At 41.6% G+C, this 18,180-nt stretch carries 28 protein-coding genes; 5 read left to right on the forward strand and 23 right to left on the reverse strand.

The window, feature by feature from the left end; all coding sequences use genetic code 11:
* Positions 1-216 precede the first annotated feature (216 nt).
* Together AB6E78_RS21435 and AB6E78_RS21440 are read left to right on the forward strand one after the other, a co-directional pair.
* Positions 217-453 carry a hypothetical protein gene (locus AB6E78_RS21435; protein ID WP_136987164.1) on the forward strand — a complete coding sequence of 79 codons (237 nt, stop codon included), beginning with the start codon at positions 217-219 and terminating at the stop codon, positions 451-453.
* Between the two features lie 535 nt (positions 454-988).
* Positions 989-1,771 (forward strand): hypothetical protein, encoded by a 783-nt coding sequence (locus AB6E78_RS21440; protein WP_154723907.1) that lies wholly within the window; start codon positions 989-991, stop codon positions 1,769-1,771.
* Positions 1,772-1,801: 30 nt separating this feature from the next.
* Here the strand turns inward: AB6E78_RS21440 and AB6E78_RS21445 are convergent, their stop codons facing one another.
* Positions 1,802-2,092, reverse strand: a complete 291-nt coding sequence (locus tag AB6E78_RS21445; protein WP_136987166.1) for a hypothetical protein — start codon at positions 2,090-2,092, stop codon at positions 1,802-1,804.
* Between the two features lie 354 nt (positions 2,093-2,446).
* On the opposite strand from AB6E78_RS21445, the gene AB6E78_RS21450 reads away from it, so the two are divergent.
* Entirely contained in the window at positions 2,447-2,698 is a 252-nt protein-coding gene (locus AB6E78_RS21450) for a hypothetical protein (protein ID WP_154723908.1), read from the forward strand.
* A 15-nt stretch (positions 2,699-2,713) separates the two neighbouring features.
* The gene (locus AB6E78_RS21455) at positions 2,714-4,675 is read left to right on the forward strand and encodes an Ig-like domain-containing protein (RefSeq protein WP_154723909.1); all 1,962 of its coding nucleotides are present in this window, start codon (positions 2,714-2,716) and stop codon (positions 4,673-4,675) included.
* A gap of 51 nt (positions 4,676-4,726) precedes the next feature.
* Here AB6E78_RS21455 and AB6E78_RS21460 read toward each other — a convergent pair whose 3' ends face one another.
* The 9 genes from AB6E78_RS21460 to AB6E78_RS21500 all read right to left on the reverse strand — a co-directional run bounded on the left by AB6E78_RS21460 (position 4,727) and on the right by AB6E78_RS21500 (position 8,585).
* Positions 4,727-5,203, reverse strand: a complete 477-nt coding sequence (locus AB6E78_RS21460; RefSeq protein WP_154723910.1) for a hypothetical protein — start codon at positions 5,201-5,203, stop codon at positions 4,727-4,729.
* Positions 5,204-5,371: 168 nt separating this feature from the next.
* Positions 5,372-5,809: a hypothetical protein gene (locus tag AB6E78_RS21465; RefSeq protein WP_102305814.1), complete on the reverse strand. Its 438-nt coding sequence runs from the start codon at positions 5,807-5,809 to the stop codon at positions 5,372-5,374.
* A gap of 56 nt (positions 5,810-5,865) precedes the next feature.
* On the reverse strand, positions 5,866-6,048 hold the full coding sequence (locus AB6E78_RS21470) for a hypothetical protein (RefSeq protein WP_102423482.1): 183 nt from the start codon (positions 6,046-6,048) through the stop codon (positions 5,866-5,868).
* Positions 6,049-6,050: 2 nt separating this feature from the next.
* Entirely contained in the window at positions 6,051-6,233 is a 183-nt protein-coding gene (locus tag AB6E78_RS21475) for a hypothetical protein (RefSeq protein ID WP_136987171.1), read from the reverse strand.
* A gap of 147 nt (positions 6,234-6,380) precedes the next feature.
* Entirely contained in the window at positions 6,381-6,620 is a 240-nt protein-coding gene (locus AB6E78_RS21480) for a hypothetical protein (RefSeq protein ID WP_154723911.1), read from the reverse strand.
* A 44-nt stretch (positions 6,621-6,664) separates the two neighbouring features.
* Entirely contained in the window at positions 6,665-6,982 is a 318-nt protein-coding gene (locus tag AB6E78_RS21485) for a hypothetical protein (RefSeq protein ID WP_154723912.1), read from the reverse strand.
* Between the two features lie 191 nt (positions 6,983-7,173).
* On the reverse strand, positions 7,174-7,296 hold the full coding sequence (locus AB6E78_RS21490) for a hypothetical protein (protein WP_268811469.1): 123 nt from the start codon (positions 7,294-7,296) through the stop codon (positions 7,174-7,176).
* Between the two features lie 146 nt (positions 7,297-7,442).
* Positions 7,443-7,988 carry a hypothetical protein gene (locus AB6E78_RS21495; RefSeq protein ID WP_372050591.1) on the reverse strand — a complete coding sequence of 182 codons (546 nt, stop codon included), beginning with the start codon at positions 7,986-7,988 and terminating at the stop codon, positions 7,443-7,445.
* 150 nt (positions 7,989-8,138) lie between these two features.
* A complete protein-coding gene (locus AB6E78_RS21500; protein ID WP_154723914.1) occupies positions 8,139-8,585 on the reverse strand; it encodes a hypothetical protein in 447 nt (148 codons plus the stop codon).
* Positions 8,586-8,798: 213 nt separating this feature from the next.
* Here AB6E78_RS21500 and AB6E78_RS21505 point away from each other — a divergent pair, with 213 nt between their 5' ends.
* Positions 8,799-9,896, forward strand: coding sequence for a hypothetical protein (locus AB6E78_RS21505; RefSeq protein ID WP_154723915.1), 1,098 nt, complete (start codon positions 8,799-8,801; stop codon positions 9,894-9,896).
* A gap of 220 nt (positions 9,897-10,116) precedes the next feature.
* Here the strand turns inward: AB6E78_RS21505 and AB6E78_RS21510 are convergent, their stop codons facing one another.
* From AB6E78_RS21510 to AB6E78_RS21570, 13 genes are all read right to left on the reverse strand, one after another.
* Positions 10,117-10,800 (reverse strand): hypothetical protein, encoded by a 684-nt coding sequence (locus AB6E78_RS21510; RefSeq protein ID WP_154723916.1) that lies wholly within the window; start codon positions 10,798-10,800, stop codon positions 10,117-10,119.
* Positions 10,801-10,995: 195 nt separating this feature from the next.
* Positions 10,996-11,409, reverse strand: a complete 414-nt coding sequence (locus AB6E78_RS21515; protein ID WP_081231386.1) for a hypothetical protein — start codon at positions 11,407-11,409, stop codon at positions 10,996-10,998.
* Between the two features lie 84 nt (positions 11,410-11,493).
* The gene (locus tag AB6E78_RS21520; RefSeq protein WP_154724110.1) at positions 11,494-12,042 is read right to left on the reverse strand and encodes a hypothetical protein; all 549 of its coding nucleotides are present in this window, start codon (positions 12,040-12,042) and stop codon (positions 11,494-11,496) included.
* Between the two features lie 101 nt (positions 12,043-12,143).
* Positions 12,144-12,590: a hypothetical protein gene (locus AB6E78_RS21525; RefSeq protein ID WP_081231384.1), complete on the reverse strand. Its 447-nt coding sequence runs from the start codon at positions 12,588-12,590 to the stop codon at positions 12,144-12,146.
* 55 nt (positions 12,591-12,645) lie between these two features.
* Complete coding sequence (locus AB6E78_RS21530; RefSeq protein ID WP_081231383.1) at positions 12,646-13,134, reverse strand: hypothetical protein; 489 nt, start codon at positions 13,132-13,134, stop codon at positions 12,646-12,648.
* Positions 13,134-13,427: a hypothetical protein gene (locus AB6E78_RS21535; RefSeq protein WP_372128890.1), complete on the reverse strand. Its 294-nt coding sequence runs from the start codon at positions 13,425-13,427 to the stop codon at positions 13,134-13,136. Before AB6E78_RS21535 ends, AB6E78_RS21530 begins: the two co-directional genes overlap by 1 nt.
* Positions 13,424-13,648 carry a hypothetical protein gene (locus tag AB6E78_RS21540; RefSeq protein ID WP_372128888.1) on the reverse strand — a complete coding sequence of 75 codons (225 nt, stop codon included), beginning with the start codon at positions 13,646-13,648 and terminating at the stop codon, positions 13,424-13,426. Before AB6E78_RS21540 ends, AB6E78_RS21535 begins: the two co-directional genes overlap by 4 nt.
* A gap of 93 nt (positions 13,649-13,741) precedes the next feature.
* Positions 13,742-14,434 (reverse strand): hypothetical protein, encoded by a 693-nt coding sequence (locus tag AB6E78_RS21545; RefSeq protein WP_136987179.1) that lies wholly within the window; start codon positions 14,432-14,434, stop codon positions 13,742-13,744.
* 78 nt (positions 14,435-14,512) lie between these two features.
* Positions 14,513-14,746 (reverse strand): 2Fe-2S iron-sulfur cluster-binding protein, encoded by a 234-nt coding sequence (locus AB6E78_RS21550; protein ID WP_081231380.1) that lies wholly within the window; start codon positions 14,744-14,746, stop codon positions 14,513-14,515.
* A complete protein-coding gene (locus tag AB6E78_RS21555; protein ID WP_372050587.1) occupies positions 14,736-15,206 on the reverse strand; it encodes a DUF4314 domain-containing protein in 471 nt (156 codons plus the stop codon). Before AB6E78_RS21555 ends, AB6E78_RS21550 begins: the two co-directional genes overlap by 11 nt.
* Before the next feature lie 283 nt (positions 15,207-15,489).
* The gene (locus tag AB6E78_RS21560; protein ID WP_136987181.1) at positions 15,490-15,723 is read right to left on the reverse strand and encodes a hypothetical protein; all 234 of its coding nucleotides are present in this window, start codon (positions 15,721-15,723) and stop codon (positions 15,490-15,492) included.
* Between the two features lie 132 nt (positions 15,724-15,855).
* Positions 15,856-17,046 carry a toprim domain-containing protein gene (locus AB6E78_RS21565; protein ID WP_102424207.1) on the reverse strand — a complete coding sequence of 397 codons (1,191 nt, stop codon included), beginning with the start codon at positions 17,044-17,046 and terminating at the stop codon, positions 15,856-15,858.
* A gap of 45 nt (positions 17,047-17,091) precedes the next feature.
* Positions 17,092-18,180, reverse strand: a 1,089-nt coding sequence (locus AB6E78_RS21570; RefSeq protein ID WP_372153788.1) for a hypothetical protein, incomplete at its 5' end; no start/stop codon positions are given.

An 18,180-nucleotide genomic window follows, 5' to 3' on the forward strand; every position in this document is an offset into this window, starting at 1 on the left:
ACTGTGACAGAGTCCTTCGGTAATTAGACCGTCAACCTCCCTCGGTAATCACAAATGGCAGCGTATCGACTGCGATCGCTGCCATTTTAGTATGATACTTTAATACTCAGTATGAATCTTTATTACTCTCTCACATATCCCTCAAAACTACCGTGTACCCACTTTGGATGATGCTATTGTTTGAACTTCAATGCACTTAGCGCACAGGAGAGAGATATGATTTCATGGACAAATTTGGATGACGGCACTCACGAACTTAAAATTAGTGACGCGTTTAATATCGTGCTCTACCCATCAGCTGGCTATGCCATCGCAACGGGTATCGATAGAAAGATCAGTTTATTTGGCTCTACTCTTGAAGAGCAAAAGCAAGATGTTCAAAGAACGGTAGTCGCTATACTTTTAGACATCGCGGAAAAAGTGTCACCGGATGATGTTAGATACGGTCGTTAACTAACTTTCTCTGTATCCAAATAGAGAGCACACATACCGCGCATAGAAATAGTGAAATATCGGCTAGAGAGTTTGGGGTGACATTTAAAAGTGAAGAAACAGGTTCGACATACTTCATGACGACTAAGAGAGTAAAGGCGACTGTAAGCCTCTTATAACCGCTTCCAATAGACATACGCATAACCTTTAGTCCATATTCCAGTTTTTGATGGAAAGCAACCCAATTGGCCCTTGCGCCAAACTGTACGTGACAGCCCAAATCTTCCACAAAGAACTTTCGTGTGGGTTCTTAATCCATACGAGAATTGCGGGAGCGGTGCCGCATCCAACCCAAAACCCAAAACCCAAATGTGATATAGAAGATCACCAATAACCATAGTTCTTGCATGAGTTGAGCTCCTTTAAGTGCCTAACGCCTTTTCCTCGACGCATTCTTGATGCGCTACTGGCAATTTATTCGTCATACAAGGCCCATTTTGTATTTAACCAATAATTGTATACAATAACATAATACGTTATCTAAGAGTCTTCCAGAATGACAAACCGCAACGCTGATTGGGTACGCTTCTTCAAATTAGAAGAGCAGTTCTTCGACGATGTACTCTCTTCCACAAATGAAGTTGAGTCCTTTGGTTCACATTGCTATCCAAAATACACTGAAGAATTTACCGAGTCGGGTCACCTTCGTCTGACCAAACCTCAACATATTCGCTGGATAGGTCACGTTAATGGCGATCAAAGCCTGTTCAATAAACTTCAGAAACAAGCCAAAGAAATTTACGACCTTCATCAATCTTTGACACTTTCGGAAAAAAGATGCTCTCGTGAACCTATTTTTTTAGTTGATGCTACGCGTATCGGTGTTTACAAAAACGTTGCGCACTCTTCGAATCTAATCACGAGCTCTGACGAAGTGAGCTTAGTACGAGGTAAATATAGCGATACACCGGAACGCGACATTCAAAACTATAACGACATGCGAAAGGATTTAATTGACCTTGGGTTCAGTACCGCTACCGTTTCGTTAGCTCCAGTAACACTCTCTTTAAAAGTATGCACGCAAGAGTTAGTGAACTACTTTGGTCGCGAAGATATAGTGTATAGGAGACAAACAGGTCACCAATATCGCAGCCGAGTATATTGGGATCGACAATCTAGACCTATGAAACTTGGTTTCTTTATTAGCTTATCTCCAATTACTTACCATTGCGTTGTCTCTCCAAGAGAATCACGCGAAGACTCGTACCTAAACAGTGGTGAAGCCATTCCTTTCGTCGGTCCTTGCGATGGTGAATTTTGGATAAGCAAGACCTCATAATGCGGTTTATGAGGTCCCTAACCACTTAACTTATGCTTGCTCTTCGACGTCAGACGATTCGGCAGTCTTTTTCTCAGCGATCATCTTTTTCGTACCACCGATAGCTAACAATATGCCACCGACAGTTGGAAGTAATTGAAGCATCGCGAGATTTTTAACATCTTGCGGAAGATTGTTTCGTAAAGCTACTTCGGCAATGAATTCAAATAGTGGGTAGCCATTTACTGCGGCTTGGAAAAAAAATGACAGACCGCAACACAGCATTAGTATCAAACCAATGCACGTAATTCTAAAGTTAAAGTTCTTCATGTTGTTGTTCATAATGTACCTTATTTATGCTGACTGATTGGTTCAGTTCATTTATACACGCCCCATTCTCTCCTTTTAGAAATTAGCGAAGCCAATATCGCACCTTAATTGACAAAGCATCGTTTCAGGGACCGACAGCTCGGTAAACGTCACGCCAATCTCATAGTCGTATCAATTTAATCGCTGATATAGCCCTGCTTATTTGAATTTCTTGGTTCGACACTGAGATATCCTCAGCTTACGTAGCCAATCTAAACCCGTGATTTTGGGTTGGCATTGAAATTTTCTGCGGTTTAGTGCCATGGCACAGCCCCGAATACGCACGTTTCCCACAGCGTTCGCAGCAAAAGAAAACTGGAGTAAATGATGATTACAAATACGACTTCGACCAACACAGAAACCAATAGTGCTGTCCGGTTAGTGGCGGCATTAAAGGTTTTAGGTGTCACCGATGATACGCCCCTGCATTTGCGCCAATTGCTCATAAGCAGCATTTTATCGGTCGCGAAATTTAATGATGATGCAGATTTAATTGATATTTGTGAGTTTTCTCTGGCTCGTTTGCAAACCGAACTTGAGGATGATGTCAGCGAAAGCGCGGGTTCACCGATTCATTGATAAGAGGAACAAGCCATGAAATTCAATCCAAGGAACATCCTTTCTGGCATGGTCATACACTTACTGATGACTGTCGGTGTTGCACACGCGGAATCTGACCGAGTAAACCTCCACACTTGGAAGCAGTACGGCGCAGCGGCTTCGGGAAACTGGGCGGTAAGTGCAGATGGTCAAAGCGTGTATCAAAGCATTAATGGTGCGCCTACCGCGTTTATGAGTGCCAACAAGTATGAGTATCGAACCTTCAAAGGGATCATACAGGTTGATACAGGAGCCGGTGATGATGACTATATCGGTTTCATTTACGGCGATCCTACTGCTGGTGGCTTTTACCTGTTCTCTTGGAAAAAGCTACCGACCTCTGCAGACAGTGGTTTCAGCTTGATTTACTTCGATGGCACCCTAGATCAGATGAGCGATTATGGGTGGACGGTTCATGATGTCGAACAAGGCAAAAATACAATCTTAGGCAAAAAACGAAACGTAGAGTGGATGCACGGCCAGCCCTATCAATTTGAAATGCAGCTGTTTCCCAATAGGATTGTGACCAAGTTAGATGGCGCGACAATATTTGATGTCAATAACCTGACCGTAGCTCCGGGATACTTCGGCTTTTTTAACTGGTCACAAGGGAAGGTGCGTTACAATTCCATTCAGCAACTATATCCACCTATAGCTGAACACAAAACAGGGGATATCTCTCAAGGTGTGCCTTTTACGGTAACTGGCACATGGACGGATAGGAACACAACGGATAGCCACAGCTGCATGGTAAGCCAACAGCCTTATTATGGTACTGTGACGATGACTCCCCCGTGTACCTTTACTTATACCCCATCACCTGACCATGATGGCATTCAGACATTTAAATACAGAGTGACTGACGAATCGAACTTGTTTACTGACGGCAATGTCGATGTAAATGTACGATCAAGCGGCACTTCCTTCACCTTGCCTCCACACCTTGTGTCTGGTCAAATAAAGAATGTCTTCACCCAAATTAAATCAACAAGGACTGACGGTAAACCGGTCGTGAATATAATCAATAAGCCTAACTTCATGCGATTAAATGAGTTGGGTGTCATTGAAATGAATCCAACTGACGATGATCTTGGCATGCATCACGACATCACCTTCGAAACAAGCGATGGACTCAAGACGTACAATGCAGGGACATTCGATATTCAGGTTATACCCTCGACAAACAATGACTACTTGAACCAAAACTTCGAAATTATCACCTCTGATGTGCAGCTGCTTAATTTGGACAATACGCCTCACACACTAGTCACCATTCCAGCACTTGAAAGTGGTGAAGGAAATTTAGTGGAAGGCCCACATGAGGCTTTAATCACCGCTGATGCCAGTAACACCCATGACATGATGGTTGGTGATAAGATTGCCGCACCAGGTGATACGGTATCTATCACGGTCAACCTTGATAAAACAGGGACAGCTTTACCCATTTTCTATTTTACTCCGGATGCAGAAATAGCGAACTTTAGCATTGAATTCCCTTGGATCGACTCACCTCATGATTGGCGATACGTCGTTCAGAGAACTTGCTCAGACGCCGATTCAAATCGATGTGATCGAACATTGGAGATGGACCGGTTGAAAGCACCAACTGGCAACTTGCAAGTCTTTCTCAGAAAGAGTGCCAATGCTGAGTATCATAGTTATGGTTTTGCTGACCCTTCCACTTGGCGCGATTCCGATTTGGACGAACACCTTGCGACACTCAGTGAAGGTGACATAGTGGCCATCAACATCAATCAGAAATCAGATGCACTGAACGACTTCATCAATCAAGTTATCACACAGTTTGGTGATGGCGATTTGAGTAATAAGCTATCAAATATTGAAGACCAAGCGATCTTGCTCTATCGAATTGGAAGTGGAGTAAAAGAATATAAAACACAAAAGAGTACACGCTGGGGGACATCTGCGGTGACATGGTTGAGTTTGAACCAGTAACAGATGGAAGATGAAAAAAATTGCTCCCAATGGGAGCAATTTTTGTTTTAGTTAAAATTGTTCTGGTACTCGAATACCATGACTACGTAACAACCTGATGAGGTTGGACTGCACGTAAGCCAAAGTACATTCGCACCCTTCAAAATAACCTTTGTCGATAGCCAAACTGGTATTTCGACGAAGTTTTTTGTTTTGTTCATCTTCTCGGAACTCAAATAAGAGCGCCTTTAGATCATCTTCTAAGCTGTTTGTTTGAGTTGGGGCTGTTTCATTCGCTACAGATTCCGAAGCTTGAAGTTTCATCCATGACCAAACATAGCTTTTGTTAGACTGCATTGATTCAGCAAATCTTCCGATAGTCCTTATGGATTGATGTTTCGCATACTTAGACCATAGGGGCTTGGCCAATTCATCAGTCAGGAATGGGACAAACTTAATTGACATCGTTTCTTGTATGTTTTCATTCGAAGCACGCAGTGGAATGATTAACGTATCCCCAAATTCGACAAATGAATGAGACGCAGCCATTAAGAACTCAATTGAGTAGTTTCTGGTCGGTGTAAGTAACCCGTGTTTGCTCGTATCGTAATCAAAATGATTATCGTGACGTCGTAAGCACAAGTACTCATGAAAGGCAGTACTAAACTTACATGGGGTAAGAGAGTTATAATCATAACCCACTCAGCATCTATCACTTTATTGAACATGAGAACGCTCCTCTTTCTTTACTTCCAAACCCATCACGACAGGTAAAAAAGTACGTTGAAACTGACCAGCCACCAGCACGTCGCCAACGTAAATAAATTGGGAACCGGCATGTTCAGCTGTTTCAGGAGTGAAATTAGGGTTAGGTACGAATTGACGAGTGCATTCAAGTGCAACAACGGTCCAATCACTGGACATTGCGAACTCTTTGCTCTGTTGAGTCGTGTAACCTTGGTTGAGGTAATGCTGGTAACTTTCCTCGACTAAGAATTCATCACGAATCGTAAGTTGTTCACCAACAGGGATCGTCTCTGCACCAAATTGACAATCTGCAATTACAGTGGAAGATGACAAGCCAATGATGCAAGTGAGTGCAAATTTGCTCATTAGGTTACAATTCAAATTTGCTGGTTTTGTTGTGAAAGACATAGTAATTCCTCGGTATATTTCGTGCGTAAGCACATGGGGTTTAGTAAGTGCAGATGTCATTTTTTAGAATGAATATCGATTTCTGAACTGCATGATTTAAGGACCACCTCAAGATTCTCTTCGGGGATCTCGTTAACTAGGCGACCTAAAAAATATTCCACAACGACGGCTACATCAGCACCTTCTAGATGCATTGCGACCGGTTCTGCCATGGCTTTTTCTGTCATTTCAATATTCATAATCACACCTGTTGCTGTGAGGGTAGTTGTCTAATTTTCCAAGCGATTCCTTGCGGGAATGACCTAGCGTAGCGATACACATTTCCTGCTTCTGTATCTTCAAACATTTTCTTCTTCACCTTGCCGTTTATCTTGTAGAACAAGATAAAGTCAGCAAACTTACTTATTGGGATATTTCGTGGCATGAGTTAGCTCCTCCAAGAACTGGAATTCGAGACGTACTAGGCCACCACACGGGTTAGCTAATATGTCCCGTGTTGGGTTAGGTTTATTGGGGTTTAGATGGGATCTATCCGTTGGTGTTTGTTGGGTTACAAACTCCGGGCGATGGGTTACTTCTTGAGAAGGGGTTGTATAACGTCATCTTGAAAAAGATGGTCTATACGAGCAATGATGCAGTCGCCTGCGTAACTATCTATTTGGGTACTTTTAGCTTTCAAATCATTGAATGATTGATAGGTATCAGTGAGTAAATTTGATGGTGGTCTATTGAGCAATTTAATGCGTCTGACAGATTTAATAAGACTGATCTCGATGTCTACTAAAGCTGACAGTTGTTCGAAAGTAGTCATGTGGTATCTCCATTTATTCAATGGTCAACAATGAGAGAAAATCACTAAATCAAAACTTCGACAATTGGCACACTGACGTAGCCAGTTCTGCATGATTTTCCAATTAATTTAATAATTCCAGCCTCGACAAGAACATCTTCAATTCCAGTGTTTTCACTGTAGTTTTTGATGCAGGTTTCATTTGTCAGTAGGTTGGCATTACTAACACAGGTTGTTGCAACACAAATTCGTTCACCGGGAAAGGTGTCGTTGTTAATGTTGTCATCGGTTTCAGCAGCAATCAGCTCAAGCGCAATTACACCGTTAGCGTAATGACGTTTAGCAATGCAGCAATCAAAACCAAGGAAGTTAAGTACATTCATATCTGGACTCCAGTTATTCATGGGACTATTTGGTGTGTAAACAAGATTTGTATGGGAACGTTGGTAACTCAGAGAGAGTTATTAGGGGCAGTCAAAAGACTGATTACATTTCAGATGGCGTAATAACCAGGTGAGTTAGAGGAATTTCCTCGCTGCCCATTGGACAGTGTGTTACTCAGTTTGCCCTTGTACTATGGCAAAGTAATCAGTGACTGTTTCCAATTAGTCAGCTTATTTTGCTTGTTTTGAGTACGCGTGCTTTCTAACCATTGCAGATAGCGCACTCGTACATCGTGACCGTGGGTTTCAATCATTACCTATTCAAATCGATATAGTTCTCATGAAGATTGATGACTATTATCGCTGGACAATAAGTTTGAAACTTTTCTACGTCCCAAAGCGTGTGTCTAGGTACTACCAGAATCCAATACTGACCATAAAGATCAATGCATAGACTCAATCAACGTAACGACTGGAACGTCACATTGCCTCTAGTTATCTCTTCATGAACTTTCGGGCGGTGCTTAAAATTGACTAAAACTTCATACTCTTGCCCAAATTCAACATTGTCACCAAATGGACCTATAATAGCCTTTACATTTGTATCAACTGGAACCTCGATTACACATATTTTTATGGGCTTCGTATAACCATTTTTCAATGCGTGGTAAATCGCGATGTAAGGAGACAAAGTTGTAGACACAGGTTTGGTCCAGTCATCATTTTCATTTTCAGAACAGACACCGCGAAACAAAATCTGACCTTTGGCTAATGAAAGACCTTTCTCCTGTATTTCCATATCTAAATTAATGAAATCATCGACATTGAAACCTCTATAGTTTCTCTGAAATAGTTTAAATATCGGGGTATCACCGTTACTGGCCATACTCTCTTGCCATTGATTCAAAACATTTGAACTTTTAAGGAATTCTTCATACTTAATACATTCATTAGGTTTTTTGTGGGTACTAGGGTCAATGTGATATCCATAAAGCCCTGAAAACATGTCTAAACAACTTTCCAGACTATCGTCCCAACCAAGTAGCTCAACATCAAATTTATCTATGAGTACCCCCTCCATCGAAAAATATAAAGCACTTAAAAGTCACCTTGTTAACTAAACTCAACCAATCGAATAAGCTGGCGACTAGGTGAACTAGTTTGCCATTCGAGTAACTACTTCCTTATATATATGTCCATATCCCTCTGAACCGCGTCTCAGTAAGTAACTAATATCTACCGGTCTTGTATCATAAACTTCGAATGTGTCATGAAAAGCGCTATCGCGACCAACAAATACTTTCTCCAAACAATCGTCAAACTGATCAGCAGTGATGTCGACAACAATAGTTTCATTCACCGTTAACCAAACATGGTTATTTTCACTGTACTCGCATTCCGGAGATGGACGTTTGCCGACTGACTGTACAACGTTAACAGCATATTTTTCTCTCAAATAGAGTCCCAAAATTACACTAGATACCTCACACGAACCTGAAGGAAACCTTTGAAGCTCAACATCAACATAGGTTGACTCTGAAACGACCTTCTTAATCACTTTCCGGACCAGGGTGGCCACTGTTTTTAGTTCTGATACTTGCACTTAATCTCCTTATCAATCATTAGCTAATTCCTTATATTGGGAATTTTTCGCGATTGAATTTCGTCTATGTTGCGGTCATCAAATATAAAACTCAACCAATATCAATCTATGATGTGTGTCGAAAGATAATATATTTGAAGAGCTCAAGAACTATCACTATCATAATTGCCATTCTTTATAATATTTTCAGTTAGTTAGAAAAGGAACTGGTGAATGAGAAGCGTTGTTAGTGATGATAAAATCACGGATTTTAGGGAGTTAGTGAACTCAAACTCTAGCTTTGTGTATCAAATCTACAAAGATAAAGGCGGTAAGAACCTTTTTAACCTCGTTTGCTCTGCTATGGATTGGATCACTGTTTCTGTTAGGCACTTAGAAAATGCACCTGAGTTTGACAAGAATATAGATAGTAGATGTATGCAGGTCTACTCTCTTATCTCTTCAATAGACCTCATTTTCGAGTCAATCAAACAACTCCATCGAGTGTTTATGAATGACAATAAAGATCCGTTTCATGGTGAAAAGAAATGCTTCAAAGCTCGCCTCTTCCCTAATGAAGATGACAATAATTACTTTAAAACTATCAGGGCGTGTTTCGGTGCTCACCCAGTAAATCTTAATCAAGAGAATTCAAAGCGATTCGCAAGTTGGCCATTTACAAGCAGTTTCAACACTGGCGACCTGAGTGTTCATTTGTACAGTCGAGATGTGGGCAAAGAGGACTTAACGTTAAACCTGAATATCAATGAGCTGTTCGAATTTCTCAAGATACGATATGAGTACCTAGATGTTATCGCTGATAGGATTGAAACGCTGTTTGTTGAGTACCAACACAAACTTTCAAAAGAAAAAATTGAGACTAAACCTGATCCTTTAGAACAACTCTATGTTCTTCGCACTGAGTCAGAAAAAAGATTAGATAACGAATACTATAATGGAGAGATTGATGACCTCATTATGATTTTTGAAGCGGAAGTAACTGACGCTGACCTTGTACCATTAGCTGATAAGTATAAAGAATCCCTCCTACCTCTGATTGAAGAGATTAAGACGAATCTACAAGAAATGAACATCGTTGACCTAGCAACCATTAGTGTACTGAGATTAAGATCTGGCCTTAATAAAGAATTACGATACGAACTCGGAAAGTTCTACACTTGGGTTCACAGTGGTAGGTATGATCCGCTACTCGAATACTATTTTGAAAGGTTCGACGCTTCTACTGATGGTAAGTTCAAGTTCACCAAAACTGATGACATCAAACTTGCGTTTCTTAAAACAAAACTTATGCTCACTGAAAGGTGTGAATAAGTTGGCTTTGCCCTTTTCTTTAGCTGCTCAATACTTTTGAATATCAAAGTGACCTCAACATTACTGTTTCAACTTTGGACTGTATCTCATTAAGGGGCAAAGCCTTCTCAGAACACTGCTAAACCAAAATGGCAAACTCGCTCACGCCACTTGAACGGGAAAATCAAGCATGAAAGGTGAATGCTTTAACTGCACTCAAACTTACTATCATAAATGCCCCCTAGTGTATCGTCGGTTGAGTGTTAGGCAGCGAGTTCAGGTTGTGTTCAATTTGTTCAGCATCCGACATCTTACTGGCGATGTAGTGTTGGGTCCCCTCTTGTCGTGTTATCGGATCGATATTGATGATTTTGAGGTTGCCTGGAATGATGGCAGAACCAAATTTGGTAGATAGGTATTCGAGCTTATGAAAGATTTGAATCACTGCGGCTGCACAGTTGAGAGGCTTAACCTCTTCGAGATAATAAGTGTAATGATCGAGAGGATTGCTACGTTCTGTATGCTTTTCACAATATGCCTGCATGAGCTCCATAGTTAACGCACCAGTACCGCAAAATGGTTCATAGACCTCGTTATCATTGAGCCCCATCATTTGCTCTAAAAAATCGTCATCTTGATGATTGTTCATTCGTTTCGTCTTTGTATTCACACCTAACTCAATCAGAATGTCCCCGATTGGATCACTGTACCCATTAAGCATTGCATTGCTTAACAACTGTGCAAGCTCTACCACCCCATCTTGTACTGATTCTTTAGAATCTAACCTTGTAGTCACTTTGTGCTGATTAGTATGCGCAAAGGCCCAATAGAAGACAAAATCAGAGAAGGATTTGGAATGGCTGTCGTCAAGGTTCCAACTGGTGATGATATTCAGTGCTTGGTTGATCGTGTCCTGTTTATTCATGTGCGCTAACCCATTTAAGTTCTTGATAGTCGGTTAAAACGGTTATGCAACATACGAATGCGGATTTAGGAAGTATTTCAAAGAAATTGAAATTTAGGGTGAAGAGATATGGCTGGATGTGTCAAAGCGGATGGAAATGGTGGATGAAAAGCCACCCGATCGGGTGACTTTTCATCTTAACTACAAGGTATGCAGCTACTTATTCAGGTAACGTGTCGAGAAACACATTTTACCTCCTAAGTCTTTTAAGCGGCCATCGAGTTCTTGACGACGCTTTTTTTCAGCTTCACAACTTTTGCAGGTTCCCATCTCACGCTGGCCATGTTTAGTGGTGCGCTTGACGTGCCAAAATTCTTTAGTGAGCGGAAAAAAGTGATTGCATAAGGTACATCGTTTTTCAATACCAATGGCAGTCAATTTCATTTTTCCTAGCTGAGAGTTTTTACGCAAAATGTTGTCAGTAATTGCAAAATGGCAGGTGTCTAGTGACATCGCGATATTGGCAATTGGTACTTCAAACTTTTTGGCAATTTCATTTATCGGCATATCTTCTTTGGATAACGCTTTAATTAAGATATGGTCGGTATCATCTAAATAGGTTGATTCCACGATAGATTCCTCCAATTTTGAGGGATCTATCCCTATGAGGGAAGATCCCTCACGGGTAGTGGTGGGTTGTATCAAGGTTTGGGGTTAAATGAAGTAACCTTGATATGGACAGCTCTCAGAAGCAGGGTAATCACTGTATTGCTTACCTTTTCTGAAACTGAATTTTAATGGGTATTTAACTGGTGCTAATTGCAGGTCAGTTCTCAAATGCGATGGGAGATCGTTTGGTCTAATTTCCTCGCCGTTCACGATAATGAAATCGGAAAAAGCTTGGAATTGGGTAAACTCGCGTTCAAGCAGTGCAGGGTTCACCTGTCTTAGCACATCCAACTCATTCTCTTTAATGAATAGATGGTTATCGTATTCAAAAGAGTCTAAGCCAAAGGCCAATTTTATCCCCAGAGTTCGGAGCTCATCGTCGTCGTATGAGTTCGTGACTGTCGTTGGCAAATTATGTTTCGCTAACCATGTATAAGCATCAACACCTCCGAAAACACCATAACCTTCATAAGCCGGTTCATATATTGGGTCTTCGTTGTTTGGTTGGAGCATGTACACTGGACGACACTTCTCAGTACACGTATTAAAGATTGACTGTTTTGTGTCAGCGGTTTTGAAAGAAAAAAAGCCCATAATGTGTTCCTCTGCATAAGGTGGTTAACCTATGAGGCACACAACTCCCCTACGGGACGTATGCCCCAAAGGGAGTAAAAGGAAGATTCCTTTAAGATTGGTTACTTCGTTAAGAAGTCAGCAATAATGCTCATGGCATCTTGCGTATTTTTGATGACTGCTGCGGCGCTAGTGTCTCCGTGGTCCGAAGCGTCATACCAAATATCAGCAACAGCGCCATCTTGAAGAGCTTCAACCTCAGTTTTAGGCACAGTGCCGAGAAATGATTTCAAGATGTATAACGCTGAACTGTGCAATGTATCTGCACGGTCAGAAATCATCTTTTCAACCAACTCTGCGCTGATGTCTTCAACGGCTTCACACTTATTGTCTTCAATGAATTCGAGCAACTTGGCTTTATCATCGAGCAATTCAGAATCAATAACTTCACTAAGGTACGCGCCAGCGGCCTCAAGATAGAAGTATTTCGATGCTGTTAAGTTGTCTAGAAACTCCAAAACGGATCGAGGGGCTTCAACATCTTGCGATGTAGGTGTTAGTTCATTCATGGTATACCTCTTGAAATGAGGGGACCGCCCTAATGGGTATCGGACCCACAGGGGGTTAAGCTATAAATAGCTTCGCAATTAAGTCAGCTAAACTGATTATCCCTAAAAGAAATCCAATCAAACCTAACCGAAAGGAAAGCTTTACATTGAGATCTGGGAACGTCCAAAACCATCTTGTAATGTCCCACCAGTCAGCTGTATTCACAGACAAACGAACGTCTTTATTAAAGGTCACACCAAGTTCATTTACACCATCGTAATCGATAGCAATATATTCCTTGTTCAGCCCTTTAATCTTGCCGCCATTCCCCATGCAATATCGGATTATCCATTGACCATTCTCTTTGTTGGTGATTCGAATTGCCGTTCGTCTTTTTAGCTTTAAGCTTCCAAAACCAACACGACTGTTTTCGAATCGAACAATTGAATGAGACAGGCCAGAGTCTTCATCAGGCAAACGCAGAACACGTTGAGCAATCATAAAGCTGTGACCATCGTGTATTCGACGACATGGACGTTGAATATCTAAAGTTTTGCGATTCATCAGTTTGCCTCCGTCAGTTCAATCGAACGCTGAATACAAAGAGACATAAACGCAGCCATGACTGGATGATTTAGATCTTCGAACCAACGTTGCCATGACTTCCAGCTAGAGTTTTCATCTAAGCTACATTCCGCAAGAGCAGAAGAATGCACGCAAGCATGGCTCAGTAATTGAGTGACTTTGCGTACCAGTGTTTCTTGATATCGAATACCCGTCACATCGAAAGGAAGTTTGCACGAAAGCTGTTCGGCTTCTTCGGTTTCAATCGGAAAGATATCGTCATTTTTTATCAAGAACGCTTGATGACTTGCTTCAAAACGAAGTGTGGATTCACGCCTTTTCCAATTGGAAACAAGACACTGCCACAAGGCTTTACAACCCAGAGAAATTGGGTGGTTGGGTTATCACGGCGAGTACGATTCAAACTACGCGCATCAGCTTCAATATCATCAATCGCAACGATTGGTAATCCGAAGGGTTTTGCTGCAGTTAAAAGCATATCTGAAGTGATCATATTCAGTTCCTCCAAGAACTATTAAGGTTTTGAAGGGACAACTTCCCACAGGGAAGAAAGTCCCTGCTAATGGGTAAGATGTAAGGGGTTGAGCTATATAGCTCTTTGCTTGACTAGACCTAGACTCGGGCTAGTCGTGCTGAATGCACGTTTGCCAAAAAAACGAATCGATAGTTCTTGAAACAGGTACATTTCAAACATCGACTCAGGGCTAAATGAGCAATATAACTTGCGAGTACCAAACCAACTTCTTTCCATGATGTCAGCACCAAAGCTGGATACAATCGATTCAAACTGCTTGAGTTTGTACTGATCTTCCCAGGTTGTAGGTTTGACGATCCAAAAAGACATGGAATGACAATAAGGCATAGCCTCATAACTCACTGCTTGCTTGAATGCCAATCGTAATGATTTAAGCCAGCCTTCAGGGGTTGCCCATCGACCATTAGGCTTTAAATCGCCACTTTCAACACTTCGGCACCATTCACATCCGTATTTTTGGAATAGTGAATACTCAGTGTCGACACCGCAATACATCCAATCTCGGGTGCGCTTTCCTGACTCTGTATCAACACAATTGGACGGACCAATTAAGAGTTGAAGCATGTACAAGTTATCCGTTGAGATGATCTTGAACCGTCTGAAAAGTTCGGCATCGATATCGTAATCGCTCATAGTTGAACAATTGATATTGAAATGTTTGAGTAGGAAATCTTTCTTTTGTTGACTTACTACATCTGCAGGACAGAACGTAGCAAATTTCTCATAGATGATTTCATATGACATAAGGGTTTCCTCCATAGGAATTGGGGATACAAGTTCAATGTCTTTGATTGACGTTGAGTTTGTTGGGGTTATGGGTAATTAAGGTAGTTCGATGTCAATGTCTGATTGCGAATCAACGCAACAAACAAGTATTTCACCGTCTTGCTTATATCCAATAGGGTCATTTAAGTAAGTAGGAGTGCCAGTAGCTTTGAGACGACAAGCGCCACAGTAACCATTTCGGCATTCAGAATTTACTTTGTATCCAGCTCTTTCTAGTGCGACAAGCGCCGTACAAGAATCAGTTGGAATGGGTGTGTTGTTAACTCGCATAATAAACCTCGAATAAATCTCCAGCAGGCATGCAAATACCAAGAGAACGACCGTTGTCCCATTGCATATGCAATGTTCCCATGTCGTCGATACGCTTGATTTGACCAAGTTCTCCTGCATCAATTGGGTCAATATCGTTCATGTGAATCATCTTGATGACGTCACCAGGTTTAAGCGATTGCTTGATTGTTTCAGTAGTCGGGACAAATAAAGTCTCAGCCAGAAACCAGCAATCTGTAGCGAAGTTATCGTGGTATTTAGAATCTAAAAGAAATGGCACATCTAATAATCCATTTGATGTAGTTCGGAAATGTTCACGGCCAGTAAGCTCAAGAGAGGCGTTAATCCAACGAACAGCGCATTGCGAGATTTGTAGGTCCAACGGGTTATCGTTACAGATATAGCGGGTCATAGAAGACGTATAGTTTGCTAAAGCTGCATCAATGATAGAGTTGCGCATGGTAATTCCTCCAAGGAATAAAGGAACAAACGCAACCTATGGTAATAGGGTACGAACTGTTCCCTATGGGTAGGTTTTTGTGACTTGGGTATTAAAGTCAATGGGGACATGTCATAAGACAAGAGGATATTGCAACAGCATCCTAACTGGATGAGGAATAATCACTTTAATAAAGTGATAAATTTCTCGGGTAAATCAATTACAGTTAACATGAATTTCATCGTACTTTTGGCAATTACTGGCGGTATTTTCCGTGTTTACGAAGTACTTGTGTTCTAGTGACCTAATGGCTGAGTAGTAACCTTAAGGTTGATTTTCGTTTTACTGTGCCATCCTTAATTGGCACAACGGCTTTCACTTGCAATAAGCTCCACCCTAACCGCTCTGACTCTTCAAGGACGATGCATTCATAGGCAGCCTCAACTTCACTCAGTGCATTGGCCATATCAGAGAACTTTAGCTCGGACAGCCCTTCAATGTTTTTACCATCAACCGTGTACCAAGACCCAGTGACCATAAGGTTCTCCTTCAGTGATTTTATTTATATCGTTATACAGCAACCGTGCATTGTCTTGAGCTTTTTGCGTTTAGACCAATCCTTGAGCGACCTAAAAGCAAAAAGCCTCCCCGAAGGAAGGCTAATGCGTATTTAAGCAACATCGTTAAATTCTCTATCGAGAAAACCAACCGGTGTCAGCTTGTTTTTGGCTAAGTATCCGATGAAATTCTGATATCCAGAATCACACCATTCATCAAGCCAATCTTGTGATTTTGCCAATTCCTTGATGGGACTCGGTGGAGATGCAATGGTCACTTTGCAGTGATTCATATTTTTCTCTACACGTTCCTTCAAAGAGATGGCAGCTCTGTCGCCTTCCGGCATGTCTTTTCCTTGTGTAAGGCGATCTTTGTCTTTAAAAATAACCAAATCGGTTACTTCGAAAGGAATATCGATCAGCTCCATCAAGGTAGAAGAGATACCTGACCAAACAGGAATACTCTCAGCATGCTGGCAAGCCAAACATGTTTCAGGACCTTCTCCAACACCTAACACAATTCGTGTATTACCCATTTCATCTTTGCAGATTAAAGGCATACCAAACTGTATTGATGCACCGCGAGGATCCTCTATTGGTGACATTTGCATCTTAGGGTTATCAAGCAACGGTGATTTATCTGAGCCATCGTCATTCAAAAAAATTCGATGAAAAGCAATCGCCTCACCTTTCAAATTTTGAATGTATAAAACAATGCCTGGTAAATACACTTCGTTGCTTTGTGAGTCCCACATTTTAAGTTGTGAGTGAAACCCAACGTTGCAAGGTATTTGAATGTCACCTAATCCGCGAGATATTAGATAGTTCATACCTATTTCAGATTCAGTGACAGCAAATGCCTCATGTTCAACCTTTTGCAAAATCCATAGGCGTTTGCTTATATCTGCAGGACTAAGAACAGCTTTCTCTTCTTTTTGAGCGGCTACGGCTTTCACTTCTCGTTGAGAAATGTTGTCTGTAGACTCCCCCAAAATATCTAAGATAATGTCCATCGCCTTCGATTTATTACAATTTTCAAGCCAAGCGACCATATCAATACCATCACCAATACGACCCTTACCATTGTAATAACCGCCACCAGACTCGTTCCAATCTTTGTACAAGCGAAAGACAGTTTTGCCTTTGCCAGTGAATGGATCTGGTACAGCTTTAGAAACACCATTTGAAGACTTTCGCATCGCCTCAGTTAGTTCACCGTAACATTTGAACACTGAGGACCAGCCACCATGACGCATCACTAACGCATGTACATCTTGGATTTTTGATCTTCTGTAATTGCTCATTTTGACCTCCTAAAAGGGACGCTCCGAAGAGCGTCACTGTTACGTTTAACTAATTTCAATCGATGACAACAAGTTCTGTTGAATCATGTCATCCAACACAGCGGGAAGGTCATCAGCATCACGTATCACTTGATAATTTGGAATGCCTCCGTACCTTGATTCGCAAATATTGATTGACGCAACATCAATCCCTTCGGCTTTACATTGCTCTACCTGACTTTCGACAGCATGTGTATCAGCTGGACACCCATCGGTAACAACAAGTAATTGCTTTCTGCTTGCCAAATCGAGCTTTGTAAACTCTTGACGAGCAGCTAAGACAGCCTTATTGGTTTCAGTACCATCACTAGAGTCAATACCGATTCGCGGATAGCATTGCATCAAAGGTTCATTGAATGACTTTCCAACATAAGCCATCGTATTGAAATACAAGACTGATACTGGTACATCCAACTCTTCAAGTGCAGCTGCAACCGATAAGGCGGCTTTCTGGGCAATGTCTAATCGACAGTAGCCAGTTCGATCTCCAAACTCATTTGTAACAGGCACAGCCATTGAGCCAGAAATATCAATCGCAATAACGAATGAAGATTTATGAGTCTCAACGATATCCTCTGTATAGAAGATTCGACTGTTACCAGCAGTTACACCCGCAAGTAAATCACAGTCAAAATCACTACCAGATTCATCGTACATGATGGGTACAGCCTCTTTAGCCCACATCTGCGATTCGATAATACGTTTAATCGCACGAGCACCAGAGTTGATACTGCTTTGGATTGGCATTGATAACATTCGCCCATTTAGCTCTGGCGTGACGTTATAGTTACAAATGTCCTCATAGGATGCCGGATTCACTGAAGCATGTTTATTGATCGCTTGATCGATAAGCTCATGAAGATCGGCCAATGCTTCACCCAAGCGCTGAAAATCTTCATCACTGAGTGGGTTACGGGTTGAAGAGCCTTGAGAAGCGCCCTGACCAGCTGAACCGGAGTCCTGACCATCTGAGTCATCATCTGAATCTGAACCGGAGCCCTGACCATCTGAATCATCGTCTGCATCTGAACCGGAGCCCTGACCATCTGAATCATCGTCTGAATCTGAACCGGAGCCCTGACCATCTGAATCATC

The organism is Vibrio sp. 10N.247.310.98 (assembly GCF_041467395.1).
GTDB lineage: Bacteria > Pseudomonadota > Gammaproteobacteria > Enterobacterales > Vibrionaceae > Vibrio > Vibrio crassostreae_C.

Bases quoted from the DNA above. Each gene is read 5' to 3' on its own strand.
- AB6E78_RS21440 (WP_154723907.1), top strand. From the start codon at position 989: ATGACAAACCGCAACGCTGATTGGGTACGCTTCTTCAAATTAGAAGAG.
- AB6E78_RS21450 (WP_154723908.1), top strand. From the start codon at position 2,447: ATGATTACAAATACGACTTCGACCAACACAGAAACCAATAGTGCTGTC.
- AB6E78_RS21520 (WP_154724110.1), bottom strand. From the start codon at position 12,042: ATGGGCTTTTTTTCTTTCAAAACCGCTGACACAAAACAGTCAATCTTT.
- AB6E78_RS21460 (WP_154723910.1), bottom strand. From the start codon at position 5,203: ATGGCTGCGTCTCATTCATTTGTCGAATTTGGGGATACGTTAATCATT.
- AB6E78_RS21475 (WP_136987171.1), bottom strand. From the start codon at position 6,233: ATGCCACGAAATATCCCAATAAGTAAGTTTGCTGACTTTATCTTGTTC.
- AB6E78_RS21470 (WP_102423482.1), bottom strand. From the start codon at position 6,048: ATGAATATTGAAATGACAGAAAAAGCCATGGCAGAACCGGTCGCAATG.
- AB6E78_RS21435 (WP_136987164.1), top strand. From the start codon at position 217: ATGATTTCATGGACAAATTTGGATGACGGCACTCACGAACTTAAAATT.
- AB6E78_RS21545 (WP_136987179.1), bottom strand. From the start codon at position 14,434: ATGTCATATGAAATCATCTATGAGAAATTTGCTACGTTCTGTCCTGCA.
- AB6E78_RS21550 (WP_081231380.1), bottom strand. From the start codon at position 14,746: ATGCGAGTTAACAACACACCCATTCCAACTGATTCTTGTACGGCGCTT.
- AB6E78_RS21505 (WP_154723915.1), top strand. From the start codon at position 8,799: ATGAGAAGCGTTGTTAGTGATGATAAAATCACGGATTTTAGGGAGTTA.
- AB6E78_RS21525 (WP_081231384.1), bottom strand. From the start codon at position 12,590: ATGAATGAACTAACACCTACATCGCAAGATGTTGAAGCCCCTCGATCC.
- AB6E78_RS21490 (WP_268811469.1), bottom strand. From the start codon at position 7,296: ATGATTGAAACCCACGGTCACGATGTACGAGTGCGCTATCTGCAATGG.
- AB6E78_RS21495 (WP_372050591.1), bottom strand. From the start codon at position 7,988: ATGTTTTCAGGGCTTTATGGATATCACATTGACCCTAGTACCCACAAA.
- AB6E78_RS21540 (WP_372128888.1), bottom strand. From the start codon at position 13,648: ATGATCACTTCAGATATGCTTTTAACTGCAGCAAAACCCTTCGGATTA.
- AB6E78_RS21465 (WP_102305814.1), bottom strand. From the start codon at position 5,809: ATGTCTTTCACAACAAAACCAGCAAATTTGAATTGTAACCTAATGAGC.
- AB6E78_RS21530 (WP_081231383.1), bottom strand. From the start codon at position 13,134: ATGAATCGCAAAACTTTAGATATTCAACGTCCATGTCGTCGAATACAC.
- AB6E78_RS21560 (WP_136987181.1), bottom strand. From the start codon at position 15,723: ATGGTCACTGGGTCTTGGTACACGGTTGATGGTAAAAACATTGAAGGG.
- AB6E78_RS21485 (WP_154723912.1), bottom strand. From the start codon at position 6,982: ATGAATGTACTTAACTTCCTTGGTTTTGATTGCTGCATTGCTAAACGT.
- AB6E78_RS21445 (WP_136987166.1), bottom strand. From the start codon at position 2,092: ATGAACAACAACATGAAGAACTTTAACTTTAGAATTACGTGCATTGGT.
- AB6E78_RS21555 (WP_372050587.1), bottom strand. From the start codon at position 15,206: ATGCGCAACTCTATCATTGATGCAGCTTTAGCAAACTATACGTCTTCT.
- AB6E78_RS21455 (WP_154723909.1), top strand. From the start codon at position 2,714: ATGAAATTCAATCCAAGGAACATCCTTTCTGGCATGGTCATACACTTA.
- AB6E78_RS21480 (WP_154723911.1), bottom strand. From the start codon at position 6,620: ATGACTACTTTCGAACAACTGTCAGCTTTAGTAGACATCGAGATCAGT.
- AB6E78_RS21565 (WP_102424207.1), bottom strand. From the start codon at position 17,046: ATGAGCAATTACAGAAGATCAAAAATCCAAGATGTACATGCGTTAGTG.
- AB6E78_RS21510 (WP_154723916.1), bottom strand. From the start codon at position 10,800: ATGAATAAACAGGACACGATCAACCAAGCACTGAATATCATCACCAGT.